This window comes from Pradoshia sp. Z5_111 (genome assembly GCF_058267535.1).
This window is the reverse complement of the sequence record NZ_JBZCPQ010000001.1, coordinates 793,387-813,338: the sequence shown is the minus strand read 5'-3', so window position 1 is coordinate 813,338 and position 19,952 is coordinate 793,387. Positions and strand designations below refer to the sequence as shown.

16 protein-coding genes and 1 pseudogene are annotated in these 19,952 nt (G+C 35.4%); 13 read left to right on the top strand and 4 right to left on the bottom strand.

The window, feature by feature from the left end; genetic code table 11:
• Nucleotides 1-21: 21 nt before the first annotated feature.
• From AC4D4A_RS03970 to AC4D4A_RS03955, 4 genes are all read right to left on the bottom strand, one after another.
• Complete coding sequence (locus AC4D4A_RS03970) at nucleotides 22-867, bottom strand: carbohydrate ABC transporter permease (protein WP_490994670.1); 846 nt, start codon at nucleotides 865-867, stop codon at nucleotides 22-24.
• The gene (locus AC4D4A_RS03965; protein WP_490994669.1) at nucleotides 860-1,813 is read right to left on the bottom strand and encodes a carbohydrate ABC transporter permease; all 954 of its coding nucleotides are present in this window, start codon (nucleotides 1,811-1,813) and stop codon (nucleotides 860-862) included. The genes AC4D4A_RS03970 and AC4D4A_RS03965 overlap by 8 nt, the downstream gene beginning before the upstream one ends.
• Nucleotides 1,814-1,883: 70 nt before the next feature.
• The gene (locus AC4D4A_RS03960; RefSeq protein WP_490994668.1) at nucleotides 1,884-3,233 is read right to left on the bottom strand and encodes an ABC transporter substrate-binding protein; all 1,350 of its coding nucleotides are present in this window, start codon (nucleotides 3,231-3,233) and stop codon (nucleotides 1,884-1,886) included.
• A 472-nt stretch (nucleotides 3,234-3,705) separates the two neighbouring features.
• Complete coding sequence (locus AC4D4A_RS03955; RefSeq protein WP_490994667.1) at nucleotides 3,706-4,080, bottom strand: hypothetical protein; 375 nt, start codon at nucleotides 4,078-4,080, stop codon at nucleotides 3,706-3,708.
• Between the two features lie 432 nt (nucleotides 4,081-4,512).
• On the opposite strand from AC4D4A_RS03955, the gene AC4D4A_RS03950 reads away from it, so the two are divergent.
• From AC4D4A_RS03950 to AC4D4A_RS03890, 13 genes and pseudogenes are all read left to right on the top strand, one after another.
• Nucleotides 4,513-5,796, top strand: a complete 1,284-nt coding sequence (locus AC4D4A_RS03950; protein WP_490994666.1) for an extracellular solute-binding protein — start codon at nucleotides 4,513-4,515, stop codon at nucleotides 5,794-5,796.
• Nucleotides 5,797-5,861: 65 nt separating this feature from the next.
• Complete coding sequence (locus AC4D4A_RS03945; RefSeq protein WP_490994665.1) at nucleotides 5,862-6,737, top strand: carbohydrate ABC transporter permease; 876 nt, start codon at nucleotides 5,862-5,864, stop codon at nucleotides 6,735-6,737.
• A gap of 13 nt (nucleotides 6,738-6,750) precedes the next feature.
• Nucleotides 6,751-7,599 (top strand): carbohydrate ABC transporter permease, encoded by an 849-nt coding sequence (locus AC4D4A_RS03940; protein WP_490994664.1) that lies wholly within the window; start codon nucleotides 6,751-6,753, stop codon nucleotides 7,597-7,599.
• A 6-nt stretch (nucleotides 7,600-7,605) separates the two neighbouring features.
• Nucleotides 7,606-9,330, top strand: coding sequence for a cache domain-containing sensor histidine kinase (locus AC4D4A_RS03935; protein WP_490994663.1), 1,725 nt, complete (start codon nucleotides 7,606-7,608; stop codon nucleotides 9,328-9,330).
• Entirely contained in the window at nucleotides 9,327-10,901 is a 1,575-nt protein-coding gene (locus tag AC4D4A_RS03930) for a response regulator transcription factor (RefSeq protein ID WP_490994662.1), read from the top strand. The genes AC4D4A_RS03935 and AC4D4A_RS03930 overlap by 4 nt, the downstream gene beginning before the upstream one ends.
• 3 nt (nucleotides 10,902-10,904) lie before the next feature.
• On the top strand, nucleotides 10,905-12,344 hold the full coding sequence (locus AC4D4A_RS03925) for a glycoside hydrolase family 1 protein (protein ID WP_490994661.1): 1,440 nt from the start codon (nucleotides 10,905-10,907) through the stop codon (nucleotides 12,342-12,344).
• Between the two features lie 294 nt (nucleotides 12,345-12,638).
• Nucleotides 12,639-13,964, top strand: coding sequence for a hemolysin family protein (locus AC4D4A_RS03920; RefSeq protein ID WP_490994660.1), 1,326 nt, complete (start codon nucleotides 12,639-12,641; stop codon nucleotides 13,962-13,964).
• A gap of 903 nt (nucleotides 13,965-14,867) precedes the next feature.
• Nucleotides 14,868-15,176, top strand: a complete 309-nt coding sequence (locus AC4D4A_RS03915; RefSeq protein WP_066104124.1) for an HIRAN domain-containing protein — start codon at nucleotides 14,868-14,870, stop codon at nucleotides 15,174-15,176.
• 264 nt (nucleotides 15,177-15,440) lie between these two features.
• On the top strand, nucleotides 15,441-16,046 hold the full coding sequence (locus AC4D4A_RS03910; protein WP_066104120.1) for a hypothetical protein: 606 nt from the start codon (nucleotides 15,441-15,443) through the stop codon (nucleotides 16,044-16,046).
• Nucleotides 16,047-16,525: 479 nt separating this feature from the next.
• On the top strand, nucleotides 16,526-17,023 hold the full coding sequence (locus AC4D4A_RS03905) for a hypothetical protein (protein WP_148629657.1): 498 nt from the start codon (nucleotides 16,526-16,528) through the stop codon (nucleotides 17,021-17,023).
• A gap of 376 nt (nucleotides 17,024-17,399) precedes the next feature.
• Nucleotides 17,400-17,748: pseudogene (locus tag AC4D4A_RS03900) on the top strand (GyrI-like domain-containing protein); the annotation flags it as partial.
• Between the two features lie 234 nt (nucleotides 17,749-17,982).
• Nucleotides 17,983-18,657: a response regulator transcription factor gene (locus tag AC4D4A_RS03895; RefSeq protein ID WP_066104114.1), complete on the top strand. Its 675-nt coding sequence runs from the start codon at nucleotides 17,983-17,985 to the stop codon at nucleotides 18,655-18,657.
• Nucleotides 18,654-19,670 carry a sensor histidine kinase gene (locus tag AC4D4A_RS03890; protein WP_490994659.1) on the top strand — a complete coding sequence of 339 codons (1,017 nt, stop codon included), beginning with the start codon at nucleotides 18,654-18,656 and terminating at the stop codon, nucleotides 19,668-19,670. The genes AC4D4A_RS03895 and AC4D4A_RS03890 overlap by 4 nt, the downstream gene beginning before the upstream one ends.
• Nucleotides 19,671-19,952 lie beyond the last annotated feature (282 nt).

Sequence of the window (19,952 nt, the reverse complement as noted above, 5' to 3'; positions counted from 1 at the left end):
CTCGTTCACTAGTACATCCGTTCATCCTTTTACACTCCCAGAAGTTAATCCAGCAACAAAATACCGTTGGAAGAAGATAAAGAGAACAATGATTGGGATAATGGTCATAACAGCACCGGCAATTAATGTATCATAGTTGTTTCCATAAGGAGTTAATAAGGTGGCTAATCCAATTGGCAATGTAAACAAATCATTAGAACGGATCACAAGTAATGGCCACAAGAAATTATTCCAACTGTTTAATCCCTGCAGAATCGCCATAGCAGAGAAGGAGGGCAGCATTAATGGAGCCATGATTTTGAAGAATATCCCATATTCTGTACATCCATCAATTCTAGCAGAGTCCATCAATTCGGCAGGTAGGCCAAGTGCATATTGCCTAAAGAAAAATACGGCAGTCGGTGCTACAATCAGCGGCAGCATGACTCCTGTATACGTATTTATTAAATTTATATCAATCATCAGTTGATATAGCGGTAGCATTAAAACTTCAAACGGAATCATAATGATCACCAGTACAAACAGGAAAAGCACATTTCTTCCTTTAAAGTTATAAACAGCGAGTGCGTAACCAACCATCGATGAAAAGAAAAGAGAGAATACAATGGTCAAGGAAGATATCACCAAACTATTTCCATACCATTTCCAATATGCCGGAGATTCAGTGAAAATATGTGTGTAATTTGCTAGAGAGAGCTGGCTCCAGTTAATTGAAAATGATATCCCGTTTCTCATTAATTCGGAAGAAGGGCGAAAAGATGAGATAATCAGGCTTAATAAAGGGAACAATGCAATAAACGCCACAATGATAAAAAATAAATTTACAATCAATTTAATTAAGGTTCTATTCTTATTCATCCTACTCATCACCTCGTTTAAATGCACCTGTTAACAGCAAGTAGAAGATACTTACAACAAAGATGAGAAGCAATAGTATGACGCCAATTGCAGCACCAAAGCCCATGTCATTTTGTTGTATGCCTTGCTGATACAATAATCCAACAAGAGTCAGCCCAATATTACCGGGTGAATTTCCTTGCCAAATAACATAACTTTCTTCAAACACTCGGAAACCTCCGATTATACTTATGGTGGTCACAAAAATAATGATAGGCTTTAGGAATGGTAGAGTAACATGTCTAAATTTCTGATACATATTAGCTCCATCTATTTCAGCAGATTCATATAATTCCTTAGGGATATTCTGCAGTCCAGCCAAAAAGTATAATACATTGACTCCCATCCATCGCCAAGAAGCCATCATCACCATTAAAAACATTCCTGACCAGGCAGTAAATTGCCATTGAACAGGTTCAAAACCAAAGAACCCTATAATTTGGTTCGCAATCGCTTGCTCTGATTCTGAAAAAACTAGCCTGAAAATGACACCCGCCACTATGATGGAGGTTAATGCAGGAATAAAGAGTGCTGAACGGAAGAAGGTTTTAAATCTAACTAACTTAGAATCTAATAATAACGCCAAAAGAATGGGTATCGTAATTAAAATTAACACTGTCAGGAGCATATAAATGGTGGAATTAATTAAAGCCTTGTAAAATGTATCATTAAAGATTCTTGAATAGTTTTGCAATCCTATAAATTCAATATTTCCCGGCAATATTCTCTGAAAGCTCATAGTAATGGCTTGGATTGTTGGGTAAAGGGTAAGGATTGTAAAGGAAACAATGAATGGAAAGACAAAAACATATGGTACGACTTTTTTTGAATTAAAAAATTTCAAAAGCCCGTTTCCTTTTTTTGGAGTCATCAAATGAGCAGGATTGTCTCTCTTTTTCATATTTATATCAAACATATTATGCCCTCCCTACTTATGGAGATAAGAGATGATGGACTGGTTTACCACGTTCATCATCTCGTGTATTTTAATCTTTACTTCCTATTTTCTGCCTGATTGTATCAGCTGACTGTTTTAACGCTTCTTCTGGGGTTTGAGATTTTTCCCTTAGTACTTTATGCATAATATTAGAATCGATTTCTGTTAAAACGTCGGGTGTATACTCAGAAAGCTGAATGCCTGCTACATTATCTTTGACACTTAATAAGACATCAAAAATATCTTTGTGGAAATATTGATAATAAACATTGTCTTCTCTCATTGCAGGATCTTCCCATACATCCCAACGAGGAGGGTCGAATCCTAATTCTTTCCAAAGTTGAATATTTCCTTCTTTGGATAGCTTAGCAAAATATAAAAATTCTTTTGCCAATTCGATATGTTTGGATTGACTGGTAACAGCAGTGCCTGTTCCTCCCATTGTGACGGATTGATAGTCTGAATCAGACCATTTTGGCATAGGACGGATTTGAATTTTACCTTTAAGATCAGGCATGTATGTTGTAAAATCCTTCATATAATACATTGGAATGACTAAGGATGCCTGCCCTCCATCATTCATGAAGCCATAGAATTCCTCGGTGTGGTACTGGCCGCCAGGAGCAAGTTCGGCAATTTTATGTTTGTTAACGAGGTCATTGATAAATTCTAATGTTTCCACATTTTTTTTGTTATCTAATGTTAACTTTCCTTTTTCGTCAAAAAAGTCAGAGCCTTTTTGAGCAACAAAAGGCCATATTCCGTACCAATTGTCTGCGATTGTTGTCATCGGCTTACCAGTCTTTTCTACCACTGTTTTCCCAACTTCTACATAATCATCCCAAGTCTTGATAGAATCAATATCCACGCCAGCCTTATCCATGATTTCTGTATTATAGTAAACGACTGATGCGCCTAAGTGGGTTGGAGCTCCATAAAATTTTCCGTCTTTCGCATAAATATTAACCCTTTCTTCCATAAAACTATCTAACTCAGGTTCAATCAAATCATTAAGAGGCTCTAATTGAACATCGCCTTTTAGGAAATTAGGGAATTTAGCAAGTTCGATATCAGCTATGTCTGGTGCGCCGGAACCTGATTGCAACGCCATCAATAAATTATTATGCATCTGGTCAAATGGATAATTTTCAACAGTTAATTTGATAGCTTTATCAGGGTTTTGTTCATTCCATCTTTCGGCAGCATTGGCATAAAAGGTAGCATGTGTTCCTGCAAAGGTCCAAAAAGTTAACTCGGTGGCATCTTTGATATCAGCACCAGCAGTTTTTACATCGTCAGTATTCGCAGGTGCAGTTTTGTCATCGCCGCTGCATGCTGTCAAAAAAAATACAGAAAACAATAGTAGAGCACTAAAAATTGAGAATAATTTTTTATTCAATTTCTTTTCCCACCTTTACTTTATTCGTCTAATGAACAAACTAAGTATACAGAAATCGGTTAATAGTTATTAATAATCACCCCCTTTTTTTTAATAACCTTCAGAAATTACACTGAAAGCGTATACATTACTTATTTAAGTATAAAAACCCTTTACGTTCATGTCAATGTGAATCGTAGGTTAAAAGGTGAAAACATTATTACAATTAAATAAATTCATTATATACGTACAATAGGAGAGAAGTATAATCTATGAATCAAGCAGGGATTGATCAAAAAAATCAACCTACCTTGGGAGGAGTATTTTATTTGTATAAAGGCATTAAAGTAAAGGGAGCGGAGGCTTTTCGTAAATCTTTTAAACTATAAGGCTGAATTTAATATAGATGTACTTACTTAAACATCAAAAAGGAGTATCCTCAATCAGGAACCTGTTGAATACCTTTATAAAATTAAAAGAGACGCTTACTATGTCATATAGTAGTTTGCTTATAGTAATTTGGTTTCGTATAAAAATTAACCAGTTCATCATTAATGGTTAATTTAATTCCCGTGTCTAATAAAGCTCGGTGAATTTCTTCATCTAAATATCTAATATATTTATTTCTCCAGGAATCATTTGGTCGCAGATTATTCTCTCTTAAAAAATCTGTTACGGTCATGGCTCCTATTTGTTCTGCTAAATCAGCTAACTCTTCGTGGTTTCTAATGTGGATAAAGCCATTAGCATTACCATTTTGATAAGGGTAATTAGGTTCCATACAATTTGATTTACTATTGATAGCGAACCCAATCTGCCCAGCTTCCATACTAGGGAATTTAGTACAACCTACTAATAATCGCTTCATTTACATACCTCCATTGTATAATTATTTCAAAGTACTTCTGTATTAGGTGTTTCTTCTATTAGTTTATATAAAATGAAATTCGGTTAAGACCATAGAAAACCCTTCTTTAATAAAACGACTGTTTTGGATAAAATGACCTATAGAAGAAATGCGAACATACAGGTGCAGCTTAGTACTAGAGATTATACAGAACCTAGAAAGGCGCATTATAATGAGTATATGATCATAGGCCGAATAAGATGTACAAGCACTCTTTCTGTTTTAGACAGAAAAATAAGGAAACCATCCTAATACTTGACCCTCATCATCCTAAACACCTTTCCCAAGAATTTTAGATGTTTTTATAGGTTTGTAGGATATTTCAATCAATAGGTAAGCGTTATAATGAGTTTTGTAAGCGCTTTAATTTATGTGATAAAGGGGGAAAAGACGATGAAGAAATTAGGTTTAGTCCTAATGGGGTTACTGACGGTGTTAGCTTTAGCTGCGTGTAGCGATGATGATGAAAAAGCAGGTCAATCCACGAAGGATGGGGCAATTGAGCTGACACTTTGGACTGACTGGACCGAGGATCGGCCGGAAAACACACTTTACAAAGACATTATTTCTAAATTCAATAAAGAACACGATGATATTCAGGTTAAGGTAGAGGCCATACCACATGACCAATATGAAACTAAATTAAGAACACAAGCTGCTGGTAACCAATTACCTGACATGATGCGTGTATGGCCTGGGGCGAGAACAGAGCCTCTTGCTGAAGGAGGAGCGATTCTTCCATTAAACCCAATCATTGAGAACTGGGATGGAGTCATTCCTGATGCCATTCTACAAGACTATGCGTTAGATGATAATTATTACGCAATCCCTTCAAACATAAGTATTACAGGATTAATTTACTATCATAAAGACATACTCCAAGATGCAGGGTTTGATGAGTTTCCAAAAACATACGAGGATTTAAAAAAACTTGTAAAAGCACTTAATGATAAAGGAACGACTCCAATCTCTTTAGGTAACAAAGCAATTTGGCCATTGCAATCTGTTTATATCTCTACAATTGCTGATCGCTTTACTGGGAGTGATTTCTTAGAGAATACATTAAACGGAGATGGCAGCTTTGAGGATCCTCAATTTATCAATGCCTTATCTGTGATCGACGAATTAACAAAATTAAAGGCATTTAATGAGGATATGAATACTCTTGATGAAGCTCAATCGCGAAATGAATTCATTAAAGGAACTGCAGCGCTCCACTTTGCTGGTTCATGGGCACTTGGGCCAATCTTAGACAGTGTAGAAAATATTGATAACATTGGTGTAGCTCCATTCCCTACATTTGAAGGTGGTAAAGGGGATCCTGCCAAGATTGCTGGTGCTGCTGGCGGGGGGATTGCCGTTAACAGCAAGTTAAGTAAAGAAGAGCAAGAGGCTGCTTTCACATTCTTAAAATACTACTATGGTGATGAACTATACCAAGGATTAATCAAAGCGAATATTATCGTTCCAGCTACTGTTGAAATGGATGATAGCATTCCGCAAATATTCCAGGATGCTAATAGCTTTGCTCAAAGTGGATTAGTGCCTGTATATGATGCAACCTTAACTCCTGAACTAACAGATATTATTAACAATGGCTTGCAATCTATTACATTAGGTGACAAAACACCTGAACAATTAGCGGAAGAGATGCAGAAAGGAAACAAAAGTAAATAATCGTCTATAGTTCTTTCACAGGTTACTTCATGCAAGTAACCTGTGAATGTTTAGGGGGGAAGAAAATGAAGTTAACTAATAAGACTAAGGGAGCGTTTATACTAGGTATACTGCCTGCTTTCTTACTATATATTGTTTTTGCCATTTATCCGATTCTCCAGTCCTTCTATTATTCACTCATGGATTGGAATGGATTCAATGAAATGACCTTCGTAGGGTTAGATAATTTTAAAAAGCTATTTGCGGATTCTCTATTTTGGAACTCTGTCAAAAATAATATATACGTAGTCTTAGTCTCTGTGCTGGGTCAAGTTCCACTTGCTTTATTTTTTGCCCTTTTATTAAACCGTAAACTGAAGGGTGCAAAATTATTTAGAACAATTGGGTTTCTGCCAGTTGTTTTATCAACCGTTGTAATCTCCTTAACCTGGAGTTTGATTTTCAATTCCCGTAATGGATTAATCAATGAATTTTTACGATCAATTGGGTTAGATTCACTCGCACAAAATTGGCTGGGAGATACAAAGTGGGCAATGGCATCTGTCTTAGTAGTTGTTGTTTGGCAGTTTGTTGGTCTATACTTAATTATTTTTCTGGCCGCATTACAAAATATACCTACTGAAGTATTAGAAGCCGCTAAAATGGATGGTGCATCGGAATGGGCAACAACCTGGAAGATTACGATTCCAATGATTTGGGAGACCATTCTAGTGGCGATTACGCTTTGTATTGCAGGCAGTTTGAAAACATTTGATTTAATCTATGTCATGACACATGGTGGTCCAGCACATTCAACGGATGTTATGGCGCTCTATATGTTTAATGAAACATTTTCAAAATTACAGTATGGTTATGGTAGTGCAGTATCCGTATTTATTTTCTTCTTTAGTCTGATCTTAATTGCGATTGTAAACAAAGTATTAGGAAAGAAAATGATTTAGGAGGTGGGTATAGATGGCGAAAACAAATGAAATACCTAAGAAAAGAAGCTTCAAAAAAGTTAGCATCTATATAGCATTAATTATATTTGCAATTATTAATGCGTATCCAATTATTTGGATGGCAATCAACTCCTTTAAATCCGAAAAGGAGTTTGCAACAAACCAATTTGGGTTTCCTAAGAATTTTATAGTAGAAAACTATACGGCTGCTTGGGATATTGCTAACTTAGGTGTCCTGTTTAAAAATAGCATTTTTATTACTGTAACGGCGACTGTATTAACCGTTTTTATCGGGGCTTTAGCATCTTATTTCTTATCTCGATTTGATTTCAAGATAAGCAAGTGGTTATATGGGTTTTTCATCTTTGGATTATTAATTCCGATTCATGCCACATTAGTACCTATGTTTATTCTAATGAAAAATTTAGGATTATTAAATACACCCATCACCTTACTCTTTCCGTATATCGCTTTTCATTTACCCATTACGATCTTTATTCTCACAAGCTTTATGAAGGGATTTCCTAAGGATATCGAAGAATCTGCCATCATGGATGGGTGCGGAGTTTTTAGAATCTTCTGGTCCATCATTCTCCCCATGTCACGTCCGGCAATCGCTACAACGGTCATTCTTAATTTCATCTACAACTGGAATGAATTTTCCTTTGCATTAGTTTTAATTAATGACCCAGAGCTTCAAACATTGCCGCTAGGTTTAGCAAACTTTGCAGGTCAATTTACAACCGACTATGGTGCCCAAATGGCTGGATTAACGATGTCTTTAATTCCAATTGTCATTTTCTACATGATTTTTGAAAAGAATATTGTTAAAGGTATGACAGCTGGTGCGGTAAAAGGGTAGATGAAAATGATTCGAAATTGGGGCCTAAAAAAGAAGTTTATGATTATATTCCTTGTTTTCATAACACTTCCAACAGTATGCTACGGAATACTCATTTACTACCAAACAACGGAAGTACTTAAAGGTCAGCTGGAAGAGGATATCATAGAAATGCTGGAAAAAGATGAACAAAGCCTTTTGTCCATTATGCGCGATGTTGAAAGTATGTCTTCCTATATGATCTACAGTGAGGACTTCCAGTCATTTTTTAAAAATACGGATGAAATTCCTCTTGCGGATCAAAGCAGTATGGACGGGATAAAAGGCTATTTTACTTTTCAATTGATGTCAAATGAGTATATATCCTCCATTTTGTTAAAAGGAGGAAATGGCGAAGAGCTGGCATTTGGTGAACCTGTTTTTGGAAACGAGGATAAGTTAGATCAGGCTGCCATAGACGGAAAAGGTTCTCCCATTTGGAGTGATACCTATGGAGTAACAAGTGGATGGGACGGGAAAAAATATGTGATCAGCCTCTCTAGAGTCATTAACGACTTAAATAAGATTAATCAACCAATTGGCATCGTAAGAATCCGTCTGGATCAGGAAAAAATCAAGAAAAATTTAGAAGTGAAACAAGGAAATTACCTGGTCATGTCAAAGTCAGGTGAAGTTATTCTTCATTCTAATCAAGAGTTACTAGGAAAAAAATACAATGATCCTGCCTTTATCGATTGGGTCAATCATAGTGAAAACCTAGCTTATGATTTTACAAAAAACAATCATACCTACAAAGCTGTTAAAAAAAAGCTGAGTGGGACAAATTGGACATCTATCGTGATTGTAAATGAGGAGCACTTGGTCAAGGAACTATATACCGTTCGAAATTCGATTCGTAATATGATTTTTCTTCTTCTCGTATGTGGAATCATCGCTTTTTATGGATTCTATCGCTCTAATATAAAAAGAGTAATTGAATTAACTAGCCAAACACATCAGCTTGAGAAAGGGGATTTCTCTGCGAATGTGGGCGTTTCAACAAATGATGAAATTGGTCAACTGGGTAAGCAATTTAATAAAATGGTCAAAACCATCCAAAGACATATTGATACAGAATACAAACTGACTATTAAACAAAAGGAATCTGAATTAAAGGCGCTTCAGAATCAAATTGATCCACATTTTCTTTACAATACATTAGACATGATTCGATGGACCGCACGCCTTGAAAATGCGATGGAAACAGGTCAACAAATTGAACAACTTTCAAAAGTGTTCCGTATGAATTTAAATAATGGTAAAATGTGGGTTACAATAGAGGAGGAAATAGCCTATATTGAATCCTATTTAGAATTACAGAAAAGCCGCTTAGGAGAACGTCTGTCTTTTTACATTTTTATTGATGAACAAATCAAACGCTCTTACATAATGAAACAATTAATGCAGCCACTAGTTGAAAATTGCATCCAGCACGGTTTTAAAGAATTACCCAGACAAGGAATCATTACCATTCGCTATTATCAGGCGGAAAATCAGTTATGGATCGATGTGATTGATAATGGTTGGGGGTTCGAAAAAGGTAAGCAAGATACAGGTTATGCAATGAAAAACCTAAAGGAACGTTTAGAGATTGCGTTTGGAGAACCTTATGGTTTGCTGGTGTTAGAAGCTGAATCCGGAGCATTGGTAAGGCTAATCCTGCCACTACTTTGGCAGCCCATAAACGTGGAGAAATCAGGTGAACACTCGTGACTTTTAAAATGTTAATAGTGGATGATGAACCTATTATTTCCCGTGGTCTGCGTTTAACGATTCCCTGGGAGACCATCGACGTCGAAGTAGTAGACACAGCACATGATGGTGAAGATGCCATCGAGAAGGTCATACAATATGGCGAAATTGATATTGTTATTACAGATATAAGGATGCCAAAAATGGATGGTTTGCAGCTGGCGCGTTTTCTGTATGAAAATTACCCTCAGATTCGGACGATTATTCTTAGTGGATTTGAAGAATTTGAGTATGCCCAGCAAGCTATAAAATTGGGTGTAGATAATTATTTTCTTAAACCGGTTGATATTAATGAGCTCATGGAAAATGTTAAAGAGATAACGAACGAAATGAATCAAAAGCGGCAGCAAAAAATAGAACGGGACAAAATAGGATTGAGAAATGCAATTCTCCAACAAGTAACAAATTTACAGAGGTCTGCACCTGCTAAATCAGACCATTACAACAGCTTCATGATTTATCCATTTATTAGTATGCATAAAAATTATATGCGAAAAATGTATAGTTTTTCAGAAGGTGAATATGAAGCGTTTTTAGGTGGATGGGAGAAAAGCATTGAGAGGAAACTGCGAGAATATGGACTTACCTCTTATTCGTTCTTTACGGAAAAAAATATATTAGTCACCTGTGTTCATAATGAAGATGGTCGGAAAGTGACGTCGGATATCCGGCAAAGCTTGATTCGAACTGATGGATTTACTCTACAATTTGTTTGGAATGATGAGTGGATTCCTGTTGAAGATTTCAAGGATGTACTAACAGAACTACTGAATAAAGGAAGTTATTTGGCTTTCACAGAGAGTAATAGCCTCGTGGTTTCAGATCAATTGAGACGGGATACCGTTCAATCGTATCCTACTAAACTTGAAGAGCAATTAATAGATGCTATTATCCAGATGAAGGATTTGGACCTACATACTTTTACAAATGAATTATTCGGATACTTTACAACACATGAATTTTTCCTGGATGAAGCTGTTCAGGTTTGCAGAGAGCTAATTAATAAAATTTTGGATCACTATAAGTCTCTGAGTGGGAAACAGGTAAGGAAATGGGATCTTTATTACAGCGATAGCATAAATGTTCATGAATATAACTCATACGAATTATTGAAAGAACTTTTTTATCTGGACCTTTCCTCCATTCGTAAATATCAATCTGAACTGAAGAATTTTGACAAACAGGATTTGTTAATCAATCACGCGAAGGAATACATACATGAATACTACAGAACAAATATTAGAGTTCATGAAGTAGCGGAGGTCCTTAATATAACCCCAAATTACTTTAGTTCTCTATTCAAGCAGAAAACAAGCGTTAATTTCAATGAATACGTTAACCAATTAAGAGTGGATGAAGCAAAGATCTTACTTGCGGAGACTCCTTTTAAGGTAAACGAAATATCCGAACAAGTAGGATTCCATGAATATAAGTATTTCGTGGGAGTGTTTAAAAAACTGACAGGAATGACCGCGACGGACTATCGGAAATTTAGAAACCTGCAAGATAGAAAAACTGGGGAGAGATCATAATAGATGGAAAAAATAACATTGAAGCTACCAAAGGGCTTTATTTTAGGAGCATCATCTTCTGCATGGCAAACTGAAGGCTGGACCGATAAAAAAGAGTCTCAGGATTCATATTTAGACCTATGGTACAAAAAGAATAAGAATGTTTGGCATAACGGATATGGACCTGCTTCTGCAACTGATTTCTACAATCGCTATAAAGAAGATATCAGTTATATGAAGGAAATTGGTCTTACCCATTTTAGAACATCAATCAATTGGTCTCGTTTTTTAGTGGATTATGAGAATGCTGTTGTGGATGAAGAATACGCAAGCTTTGTCGGAAACGTTATTGATGAATTAATTAGAAATGGCGTAGAGCCAATGATCTGTCTGGAGCACTATGAATTGCCTGCTTATTTATTTGAAAAATACGGCGGCTGGGGTTCAAAGCATGTGGTTGAATTATTTGTAAAGTATGCGGAGAAGGTATTTGAACGTTATGGGAATCGTGTGAAACACTGGTTCGTATTTAATGAGCCAGTTGTAGTCCAAACACGCATATATTTAGATGCGATTCGGTGGCCATATGAACAGAACACAAAAAAATGGATGCAGTGGAACTATAATAAAGGGCTTGCTACTGCTAAAGTAGTGAAGTTATTTAAGGAAATGGGATTAAAGAATCAAACAGGAGCCAAAATTGGGACCATCCTTAACCCAGAAGTTACCTATGCTCGTTCATCCTCTGAACACGACCAAAAAGCAGCTAGAATGTATGACCTGTTCTTCAATCGTGTATTCTTAGATCCAGCCATTAAGGGTGAGTATCCACAGGAATTATTTGAGTTAATGGAAAAACATAATATTACTTTTGAACACACCTCTGAAGAGTTGCAGCTCATTAAGGAAAATACGATTGATTATGTAGGCATTAATCTATATTTCCCACACCGTGTCAAAGCACGCACAACTGCATGGAATGAAGAAACACCTTTCCACCCTGAATACTATTATGAAAAACACGAGCTAGTAGGTAAGAAAATGAACCCGTATCGAGGCTGGGAAATCTACCCGCAAATTATGTTTGATATGGCGGTCAGATTAAAAGAAGAGTACGGAAACATTGAATGGTTTATTGCTGAAAATGGAATGGGTGTAGAAAATGAAGGCAGATTTAAGAATGAAGAACAAATCATTCAGGATGATTACCGAATTGAGTTTATAAGCGAGCACTTAAAATGGCTCTTAAAGGCAATCGAAGAAGGAGCCAACTGTAAAGGCTATATGCTATGGGCATTCACCGACAATGTATCACCAATGAACGCATTCAAAAACCGCTATGGTTTAGTTGAAATTAATTTAGACGATAACCGCAATCGAGCACTTAAGAAATCCGCTTACTGGTATAAACAAATAATCGAAACAAAAGAATTTGAAGCGGAGAATGATGATTTTTATAGGTGAGTTGGGATGAGTATTTCAGAATGTAACTAACCTCCAAGCCTGTGAAATCAAATTGATTCAGTAGGATTAATGGATACTCAGATGATAGCCAGCTATATGGACAGTCTTATTTTAAGCTGCTAAAAAGGCTATATTTTTAAAAAATATATAAAATAAGTCTGTGAAAGATACATTTAGATGATATATATATGGTAATGTATTATCTTGTTTTGAGCATAATAGGGAAATAGACTATGGTGTAAAGTATACGTTATATTAATTGAAAAATTTAATTAAGGAACGGTGAAGATTTTTTTGGACAGCATTTGGACCTCAATTGTAATTTTGTTAATACTTATCGTGGCAAATGGTATATTTGCTATGACCGAAATTTCAATTGTTACATCTAAGAAGAATAGACTAGAAAAATTGCGTGATGAAGGAAATTCCAGTGCTAGTTATGCTCTGAAATTAGCGGATGACCCGAATCAATTATTGTCGACTATTCAAATCGGAATCACATTAATTGGGGTCATTACAGGTGCATTTGGCGGTGCAACCATTGCAAGCCAGCTAGCTGTTTATATTGAACAAATTGATGTTCTTGCTTCTTTCAGTAATGAGCTAAGTCTGATCGTTGTTGTAGGACTTTCTACTTACTTATCATTAATTATTGGTGAGTTAGTTCCAAAACGGATTGGTATGGGAAATCCAGAAAAAGTAGCATGTGCAGTAGCGAAACCAATGTATTATTTTTCAAAAGTTGGACGCCCAATTATTTGGTTTTTAAGTAAGTCTACTGATTTTGCATTAAAATTATTAAGAATAAAACCCACAAACCAACCGAATGTAACCGAGGAAGAAATAACTCAATTAATTGAACAAGGTGTTCATAGTGGGATTGTCGAAGAAATAGAGCAGGATATGGTAGAACAAATTTTCTATTTAGGGGACAAACGTCTGAGTGATATTTTAACACCTCGTACGCAGCTTGTTTACATTGATCTAGAGGATTCATTTGAAGAAAATATGAAAAAAATTAATGAAAGTCATTACTCCAAATTTCCCGTTGGCAATGGAAGTTTAGATGATTTTCAAGGAATCATTCATAAAAAAGATCTTTTATCAAGAATTGTGGCAGGAGAGAATTTTTCTTTAGCGGATTCTGTCAAAGATACACTCGTTCTGCCAGAACAAATGAAAGTATATCGGGCATTGGAAACATTGAAAAAAACTGGCCAGCATGAAGCCGTTATAGTTGATGAGTATGGAGGAATTGAGGGCTTTGTCACTCTTCATGATATTATGGAAAATATTATTGGAGAAATGCCTGAAAAGGATAATGAAGAAGAGCCGCAAATTATAGAAAGAGAAGGAAACTCATGGTTGGCAGATGGTCTTGTTTCAATTGATACATTTATTAGGTATTTTGATTTGGAAGACTTTACGATCCTTAACCAAAGTAAAAACTTCCACACATTAGGTGGATTTATTATAAATAAAGTTGGATATATACCAAAAACTAAAGACACCATTCAAGTAGATGACTTACAACTTGAAGTAGTGGACATGGATCGTGCCCGAGTAGATAAAGTGTTAATCACAAGACTAGAAAGAGACTCAATAGAAGAAATAATATAGAGGATGGGACATAACTTATAAACGATCCTGAAAAGACGAACGATATCTAATTTATCGACTTTGTTACTTATTAAAGAGTTAAGTTGGAAGAAAGGTTCGTTCCATTGCGCTGCAGCCACTCGCTTTCCGCGGGGAGGAAGCTAAGCCTCCTCGGCTGCGCCTGCGGGGTCTCAGCCTTCCCGCAGGAGTCGGTGGCTTCCGCTCCATTCCACTAAGTTTAATACTGGTATACAGAAGTAACCAATCTATTGAAAACAAATAAAAATCCGAAGTATTAGGCGAAATATTTATTAAAATTTCACCTAATGCTTCGGATTTATCATTGACTGAAATACTTATATCCTAGCCTCTTTTTATATGTCGAAACTTTTTGTACATGAAATGTAAGAATATTCAATTTAATGTAATGAAAAATCTTAAAGGGAGAGAAATACGTTTACTAGACTGTGGTAGTGTTCCTTCAATATCCTTTATCAAGAACTTAGAAAAACTGGATTCCTTTGTATTTGATGGTACGACTATCATGGATGGTGATTTAAGCTATTGTGAGAGACTAGAATATGTATACTTTAATCAAAAAAAGCATTACTCTCATAAATTGAAGGATTTAAATTCAGAATTATAATAAAGGTAAAGAAACGTTAAAAGTCTTAGGAATTAATGTCGATTCTCTAAGGCTTTTTTAATTTTGTATATATTGGTATTCATACAGACTAAAAGGTGGACGAGCTACAAAATAGGTCCTATTAAGAAGATACAAGAACCGATAAGATCTGTGAGCTATCTTATCTCTTTTTTGTGACCAGCTAGGTTAAAACAAGGAACCAACGAAACTTATTTTTGTGAAATTCGTAAATATATAGAGAGTAAAGTAATAAAAAGTGTCGCATGGAGGGGATAGAAATGGCAGAGAAATATATATCCGTTGTAGGTGTTTGTCATTATTTTGGAGCGGATATTTTCAAGGTTGGTCAGAAGATAATCTTAAGAAAAGACTTTGATAATAAGCATGATGATGAAGCAATTCAAGCCGAGCTCGATACAATTGGCAAGGTTGGTTATGTGGCTAATAGTTATCAGACAGTTGCAAAAGGAACCCGCAGTGCCGGCAGAATCTATGATACATTCGAGGACGTATGCATGGGACAAGTGGCTTTCATTGTAAAGGATACAATCATCGTGAAATTATTAGGAAATGAAGAGAGTGCTTAAATCAGATCTGCCTGAAAGAATGGCATTAATTTTGAAGTGTTAAACGTAAGTGAAGTAGAGATACGCCGTCCTTAAAGTGAAAGTCTTATTTTAGTAGAGGCTGTGGGTGGCTCTCGCAAGATTTTGATTAAGTTGGAAGTAGAAACTAAAACGGAAAAGGCAGGATATTCATATGGAGTTGCTGACTTTATGTGAAATAATTGTTATAATTTAACAAAAAACCACCGTAGGCGGAGAAAGCTATGGAGACTGGAGTCTATACTTGTGAAGAATTTTTTTCTATCTACTTCTTTACTTATGACGGTAGTTTTAGTCTTGTTTCTACCTCTCATGGTTATTTATGCTTTGATTATTCATTTTACAGGCCAGTATTATGAGAATTTAATCTATTTAATTCTGTTTCTTTTTCTGTTGTGTCTTATAGATATGGGAGTGGGGACTATTATTGATAGCTTTCTTCACGCCGTAACGGACATTTATAAGGATATCTTTGTCAATAAGTTGATTGCGAGTATCTTAACTTTCGCTGGTAGTTATATAGTTATTAGCGCACTTGATTACTTTTTTACAGTCATCAATCTTTCTACAACTGTGAAAATAATTATCATAGCTATTCATCTTGTTGCTTCGCTGCTGTTTGATAAAATTGACCAAAGTGTGGATGGAAAGAATGAAACGGATGAAACCGATAGTGATATTTATCAAATAGATCCAATGATAGAAAACGAAATCGCTTCTTTGTTAAAATCTGAAATCAATTGGGTTGAATGTGTCAAGATAATCAAGGACAAGCATCCGGATGTTCCTAAAGAAAGAATTGTAGCTGTAACCCGAAAGTTACATATGGATAATAAAAATTCTTCTTTTTAAAAGTAAAGAAGTAGAAGAGCTGCCCTTAGTGGGCGGCTTTTTTAGTAGAGACACTTTTAACAATATTTTCAGTTTATCTGCTCTAGTATGCTATTAAATCACCTTTTAAAGTGGATTAGGAGGGTTTATCTTTAATAACATTTGTTCGTTACCAGTAATTTTTATTACACCAATCTCTTCTAATTGGATTAGATTAATGATTGCTATAGCTATTACTGGGGTTACGGTATTATGGTTATATTTAAAGAGTACTCTAGTGAATCTGCAAAAAGAGGTGTAGATAGAAAAATGTATTGTTTTAGGTGCCTATATGCAATATACTACCTTTGTGAATTAACATACAAATGAAAAAAACAATGCACATGATCATTAGCCAATCACAGGCTGATGATTGGTTAAGAGTTTGTTGAATAGGCATTGTTTCGCTTAAAGATTTGTCATTCACAAAAGTATAACGGTAAGTAAGATAGGTGACTATTATGAGCAGAAGTGTAAGACAATATATTGGAATTATTGCGGCTATTATCATTTACTATATCATCCATGAGGGAGCGCACCTCCTAGTAGCTTTTTATTACGGGGTTTTTAAGCAAATTAATTTCATGGGGCTTGGGGTTCAGGTGGATGTATATCATACCCTGATGACAGATATTCAGATGGGAATTTTCTGTCTGGCGGGTGCGATTGCAACTCTTGTTTTCAGTTGGCTTCTTATTATATTTTGTAAACCAATCTGTTCAGTAAAATCAAAGGTTTTCCGGACCATCGCATGGTATACCTCACTAGTCATGCTACTGCTTGATCCGCTATATTTGAGCGTACTTTGTGGATTTTTTGGTGGGGGCGATATGAATGGTATCTCACTGTTTTGGCAGGAATGGTTTGTGAGGGCTCTTTTTGCAGGAATTGGGATTGTCCATGCGTTGGTGATATTCCGGTACTTGCTACCTAAGTATACAAAGTCCTTTTCTGATTAAGATTATTAGCAATTGCAAAGGAACTAAACAAGATACAGGTGGAAAGCCTTGTGTATACCGTGAATATGTTTTGATTAGCAAGAAATTTAATAAAATGATATGAACCAAACGACTTATTTGATGCTGAGCCGAAGAACTTGTGGGAAATTCACTCTTTCTCTTTATTCGGAAGTAGAAATGCAAGCAATGAAATGATAAAAAGGAGAATGGCAAAAGATGCTGTTTCTCCTTTTATTTTTGTAAATGAACAAATAGGTTGGGAAATGTTTGGAGCAACAAGAAATCCAGTTTTAAAATAAAATGTAGCAGAATTAAAAAGGCTTATCAACGGGCAGTTGACAAAGAAACTGATTAATTAAAGCATACTCTAATTATTAAAAAGTCGGCAAAATTGAATGGAGTATTTGATAATTCTACAATTTTAGGTATACCTTAAGATAACCCAGAGATTACTCCTAAAGAGGAATATCGTTATGAAGTTTGCGTTGTTAAAAATAAAGATTTTAATGTGGTAAAACCAGCTCATGTTGGTAAATTTCCTGGTGGGAAATACGCTGTTTTCTCGCTTGATCATACAAAAGAGGCAGTCAGTTAATTTTTGGGGCAATATTTTTTCGGAGATAGAAAGAAATAATCTATCCATTAGAGAACAACTAATTATAGAAAGATATACTTCACAAATGATTGATAATCATTTGTGTGAAATATTAGTTCCTTTACGGTAACGGAGCAGGAGCAGGGACATTTCCTGAATTGCAGAATTCCAAACCTTATCTGATTTGTGATAAGATAAACATCATTTATTTGGGTTTTTCTACACGATAATCCAATATTCAAAGTAATATAATGAAAAATGAGCTATTGACTAAATATAAAATACAGCCTAGCTTCATTGTAGGGTGCAGGATTTTTGTTGCTCAAGAATGAACAATTGAAAAGCTCGTTAAGGGGTGATCACTATGCAAAACGCAAAAATATTAATCATTGAGGATGCAGAGACGCTTCGTAGAGAATTAACCGCATTTTTAAAAAATTATGGTTATGAAGTGGAAGCACCGGATGATTTTCAAAATGTCATGAACTATGCAAGTCAGGATGATGTTCATTTAATTTTATTGGATATTAATTTGCCTGTGTACGACGGTTATTATATTTGTCGCGAAATCCGTAAATACTCTCAGGTACCCATTATTATTGTGACAAGTAGAGACACGGAAGTTGACGAATTGATGAGCATGAATATAGGCGCAGATGATTTCATTACGAAGCCGTATAACACGCAAATTTTGTTGGCACGCATTGAAAATATTTTAAGAAGGACATATGCAAAACAAGAAAGTGCTGTAATGACTTACAAGGATTTGAAGCTGCATTTGGCTAATGGGACAATTTCCTATCAAGGCAAGAAAGAGGAACTAACAAAAAATGAATTAAAAATCTTACATTGTTTAATGAAAAATAATGGAATTATTGTTTCTAGAGAACAGCTGATGGAGGATCTATGGTCATCTGATTTATTTGTGGATGACAATACGCTATCTGTTAACATTACTCGACTTCGTAAAAAGATAGAAGCAATCGGTATGGAAAACCCGATTGAAACGAGACGAGGATTGGGGTATATCATGTCATGACATTGTGGGCATTTTTAAAGGAAAGAGTCGTTTTTATTACGGTTAATGTTTTTCTTTTTATGACGGTAGCATTATTTTTAGCTTTTATTTCTATACAAAAGGGTGTTATTGCTATAGTCGGGTTAGGCTGGTTTGGTCCGCTGCTTACATCTTATTTTCTTGAATTTATGAAGAAAAAACCTTTTTATGATGTGGTAATAGAAAATGTTGAAAATCTTGATCAAAAATATTTGCTATCTGAAATTATGGATGAGCCTGATTTTTTAGAAGGAAAGATTTTATATGACATTTTACGGACGAGTGACAAGCAGGTGCATGAATATGTCAACCACTACAAGACTATGCAATCGGAATACCAAGAGTATGTTGAAGCGTGGGTCCATGAAATTAAGACACCGATTGCATCTAGTAAGCTAATAATTGAGAATTATCAAGGTGGTCCGATTGTTGGCTTAACTGAGGAATTAACGAAGATTGAGGATTATATTGAACAGGCCTTGTATTATGCGAGAAGCAGCAGTGCCAGCAAGGATTATATTGTGAAGGAATTTCGTTTAAAAGAATGTGTTTCCAAAGTAATTAAGCGAAATGCAAAAGCGTTTATTCATAAAAAGATTCAGCTTAAGTTATCAGAGATAGATGATGTGGTCTATAGTGACGAAAAGTGGGTTGAGTTCATAGTGAATCAAGTAATCATTAACAGTATTAATTATTGTTATAAAGAAAATAGTTTCATCTCTATTTATACGACTAATCATGAGCATAATCTTATACTTCATATTGTTGATAATGGCATTGGTATTGATGAAAAGGATGTCGGAAGAGTATTTGAAAAAGGATTTACAGGAGAAAATGGACGCATATACAGAAAGTCAACAGGCATCGGTCTATATCTTTGCAAAATGTTGGTAGATAAGCTGCATTTAGGGATTACGATCAAATCACAGAAGGATGTAGGAACCGAGGTAAATATCATTTTCCCGAAAAGTAAATTGGTTTTATTAGAGTCTTGAGAGAAAGGCTCTTTTTTATTACGAAAATAAGATTATTACTGATTTGTGGTATGAATTTGTATGGTGGTTTTAGCCATCAATCTCCAGTGCAAGTTGACATGTAATTCGCCACTCTCACCGAAAAGTTAAGATCAATTATCTCCATCCGTCGTTTTCCTTTCCATAGACGAAGGATTCAAATCTACACGGTACTAAACTGGTAGCTTTCAAAAATGTAAGGTTTATGCAACCAACTTCAATATTTGTATTGCTGTAGGGGGGATATACTAAAAGCATAAAAGA

Bases quoted from the DNA above. Each gene is read 5' to 3' on its own strand.
- AC4D4A_RS03970 (WP_490994670.1), bottom strand. From the start codon at position 867: ATGAGTAGGATGAATAAGAATAGAACCTTAATTAAATTGATTGTAAAT.
- AC4D4A_RS03890 (WP_490994659.1), top strand. From the start codon at position 18,654: ATGACATTGTGGGCATTTTTAAAGGAAAGAGTCGTTTTTATTACGGTT.
- AC4D4A_RS03935 (WP_490994663.1), top strand. From the start codon at position 7,606: ATGATTCGAAATTGGGGCCTAAAAAAGAAGTTTATGATTATATTCCTT.
- AC4D4A_RS03950 (WP_490994666.1), top strand. From the start codon at position 4,513: ATGAAGAAATTAGGTTTAGTCCTAATGGGGTTACTGACGGTGTTAGCT.
- AC4D4A_RS03940 (WP_490994664.1), top strand. From the start codon at position 6,751: ATGGCGAAAACAAATGAAATACCTAAGAAAAGAAGCTTCAAAAAAGTT.
- AC4D4A_RS03915 (WP_066104124.1), top strand. From the start codon at position 14,868: ATGGCAGAGAAATATATATCCGTTGTAGGTGTTTGTCATTATTTTGGA.
- AC4D4A_RS03945 (WP_490994665.1), top strand. From the start codon at position 5,862: ATGAAGTTAACTAATAAGACTAAGGGAGCGTTTATACTAGGTATACTG.
- AC4D4A_RS03965 (WP_490994669.1), bottom strand. From the start codon at position 1,813: ATGTTTGATATAAATATGAAAAAGAGAGACAATCCTGCTCATTTGATG.
- AC4D4A_RS03895 (WP_066104114.1), top strand. From the start codon at position 17,983: ATGCAAAACGCAAAAATATTAATCATTGAGGATGCAGAGACGCTTCGT.
- AC4D4A_RS03905 (WP_148629657.1), top strand. From the start codon at position 16,526: ATGAGCAGAAGTGTAAGACAATATATTGGAATTATTGCGGCTATTATC.
- AC4D4A_RS03955 (WP_490994667.1), bottom strand. From the start codon at position 4,080: ATGAAGCGATTATTAGTAGGTTGTACTAAATTCCCTAGTATGGAAGCT.
- AC4D4A_RS03925 (WP_490994661.1), top strand. From the start codon at position 10,905: ATGGAAAAAATAACATTGAAGCTACCAAAGGGCTTTATTTTAGGAGCA.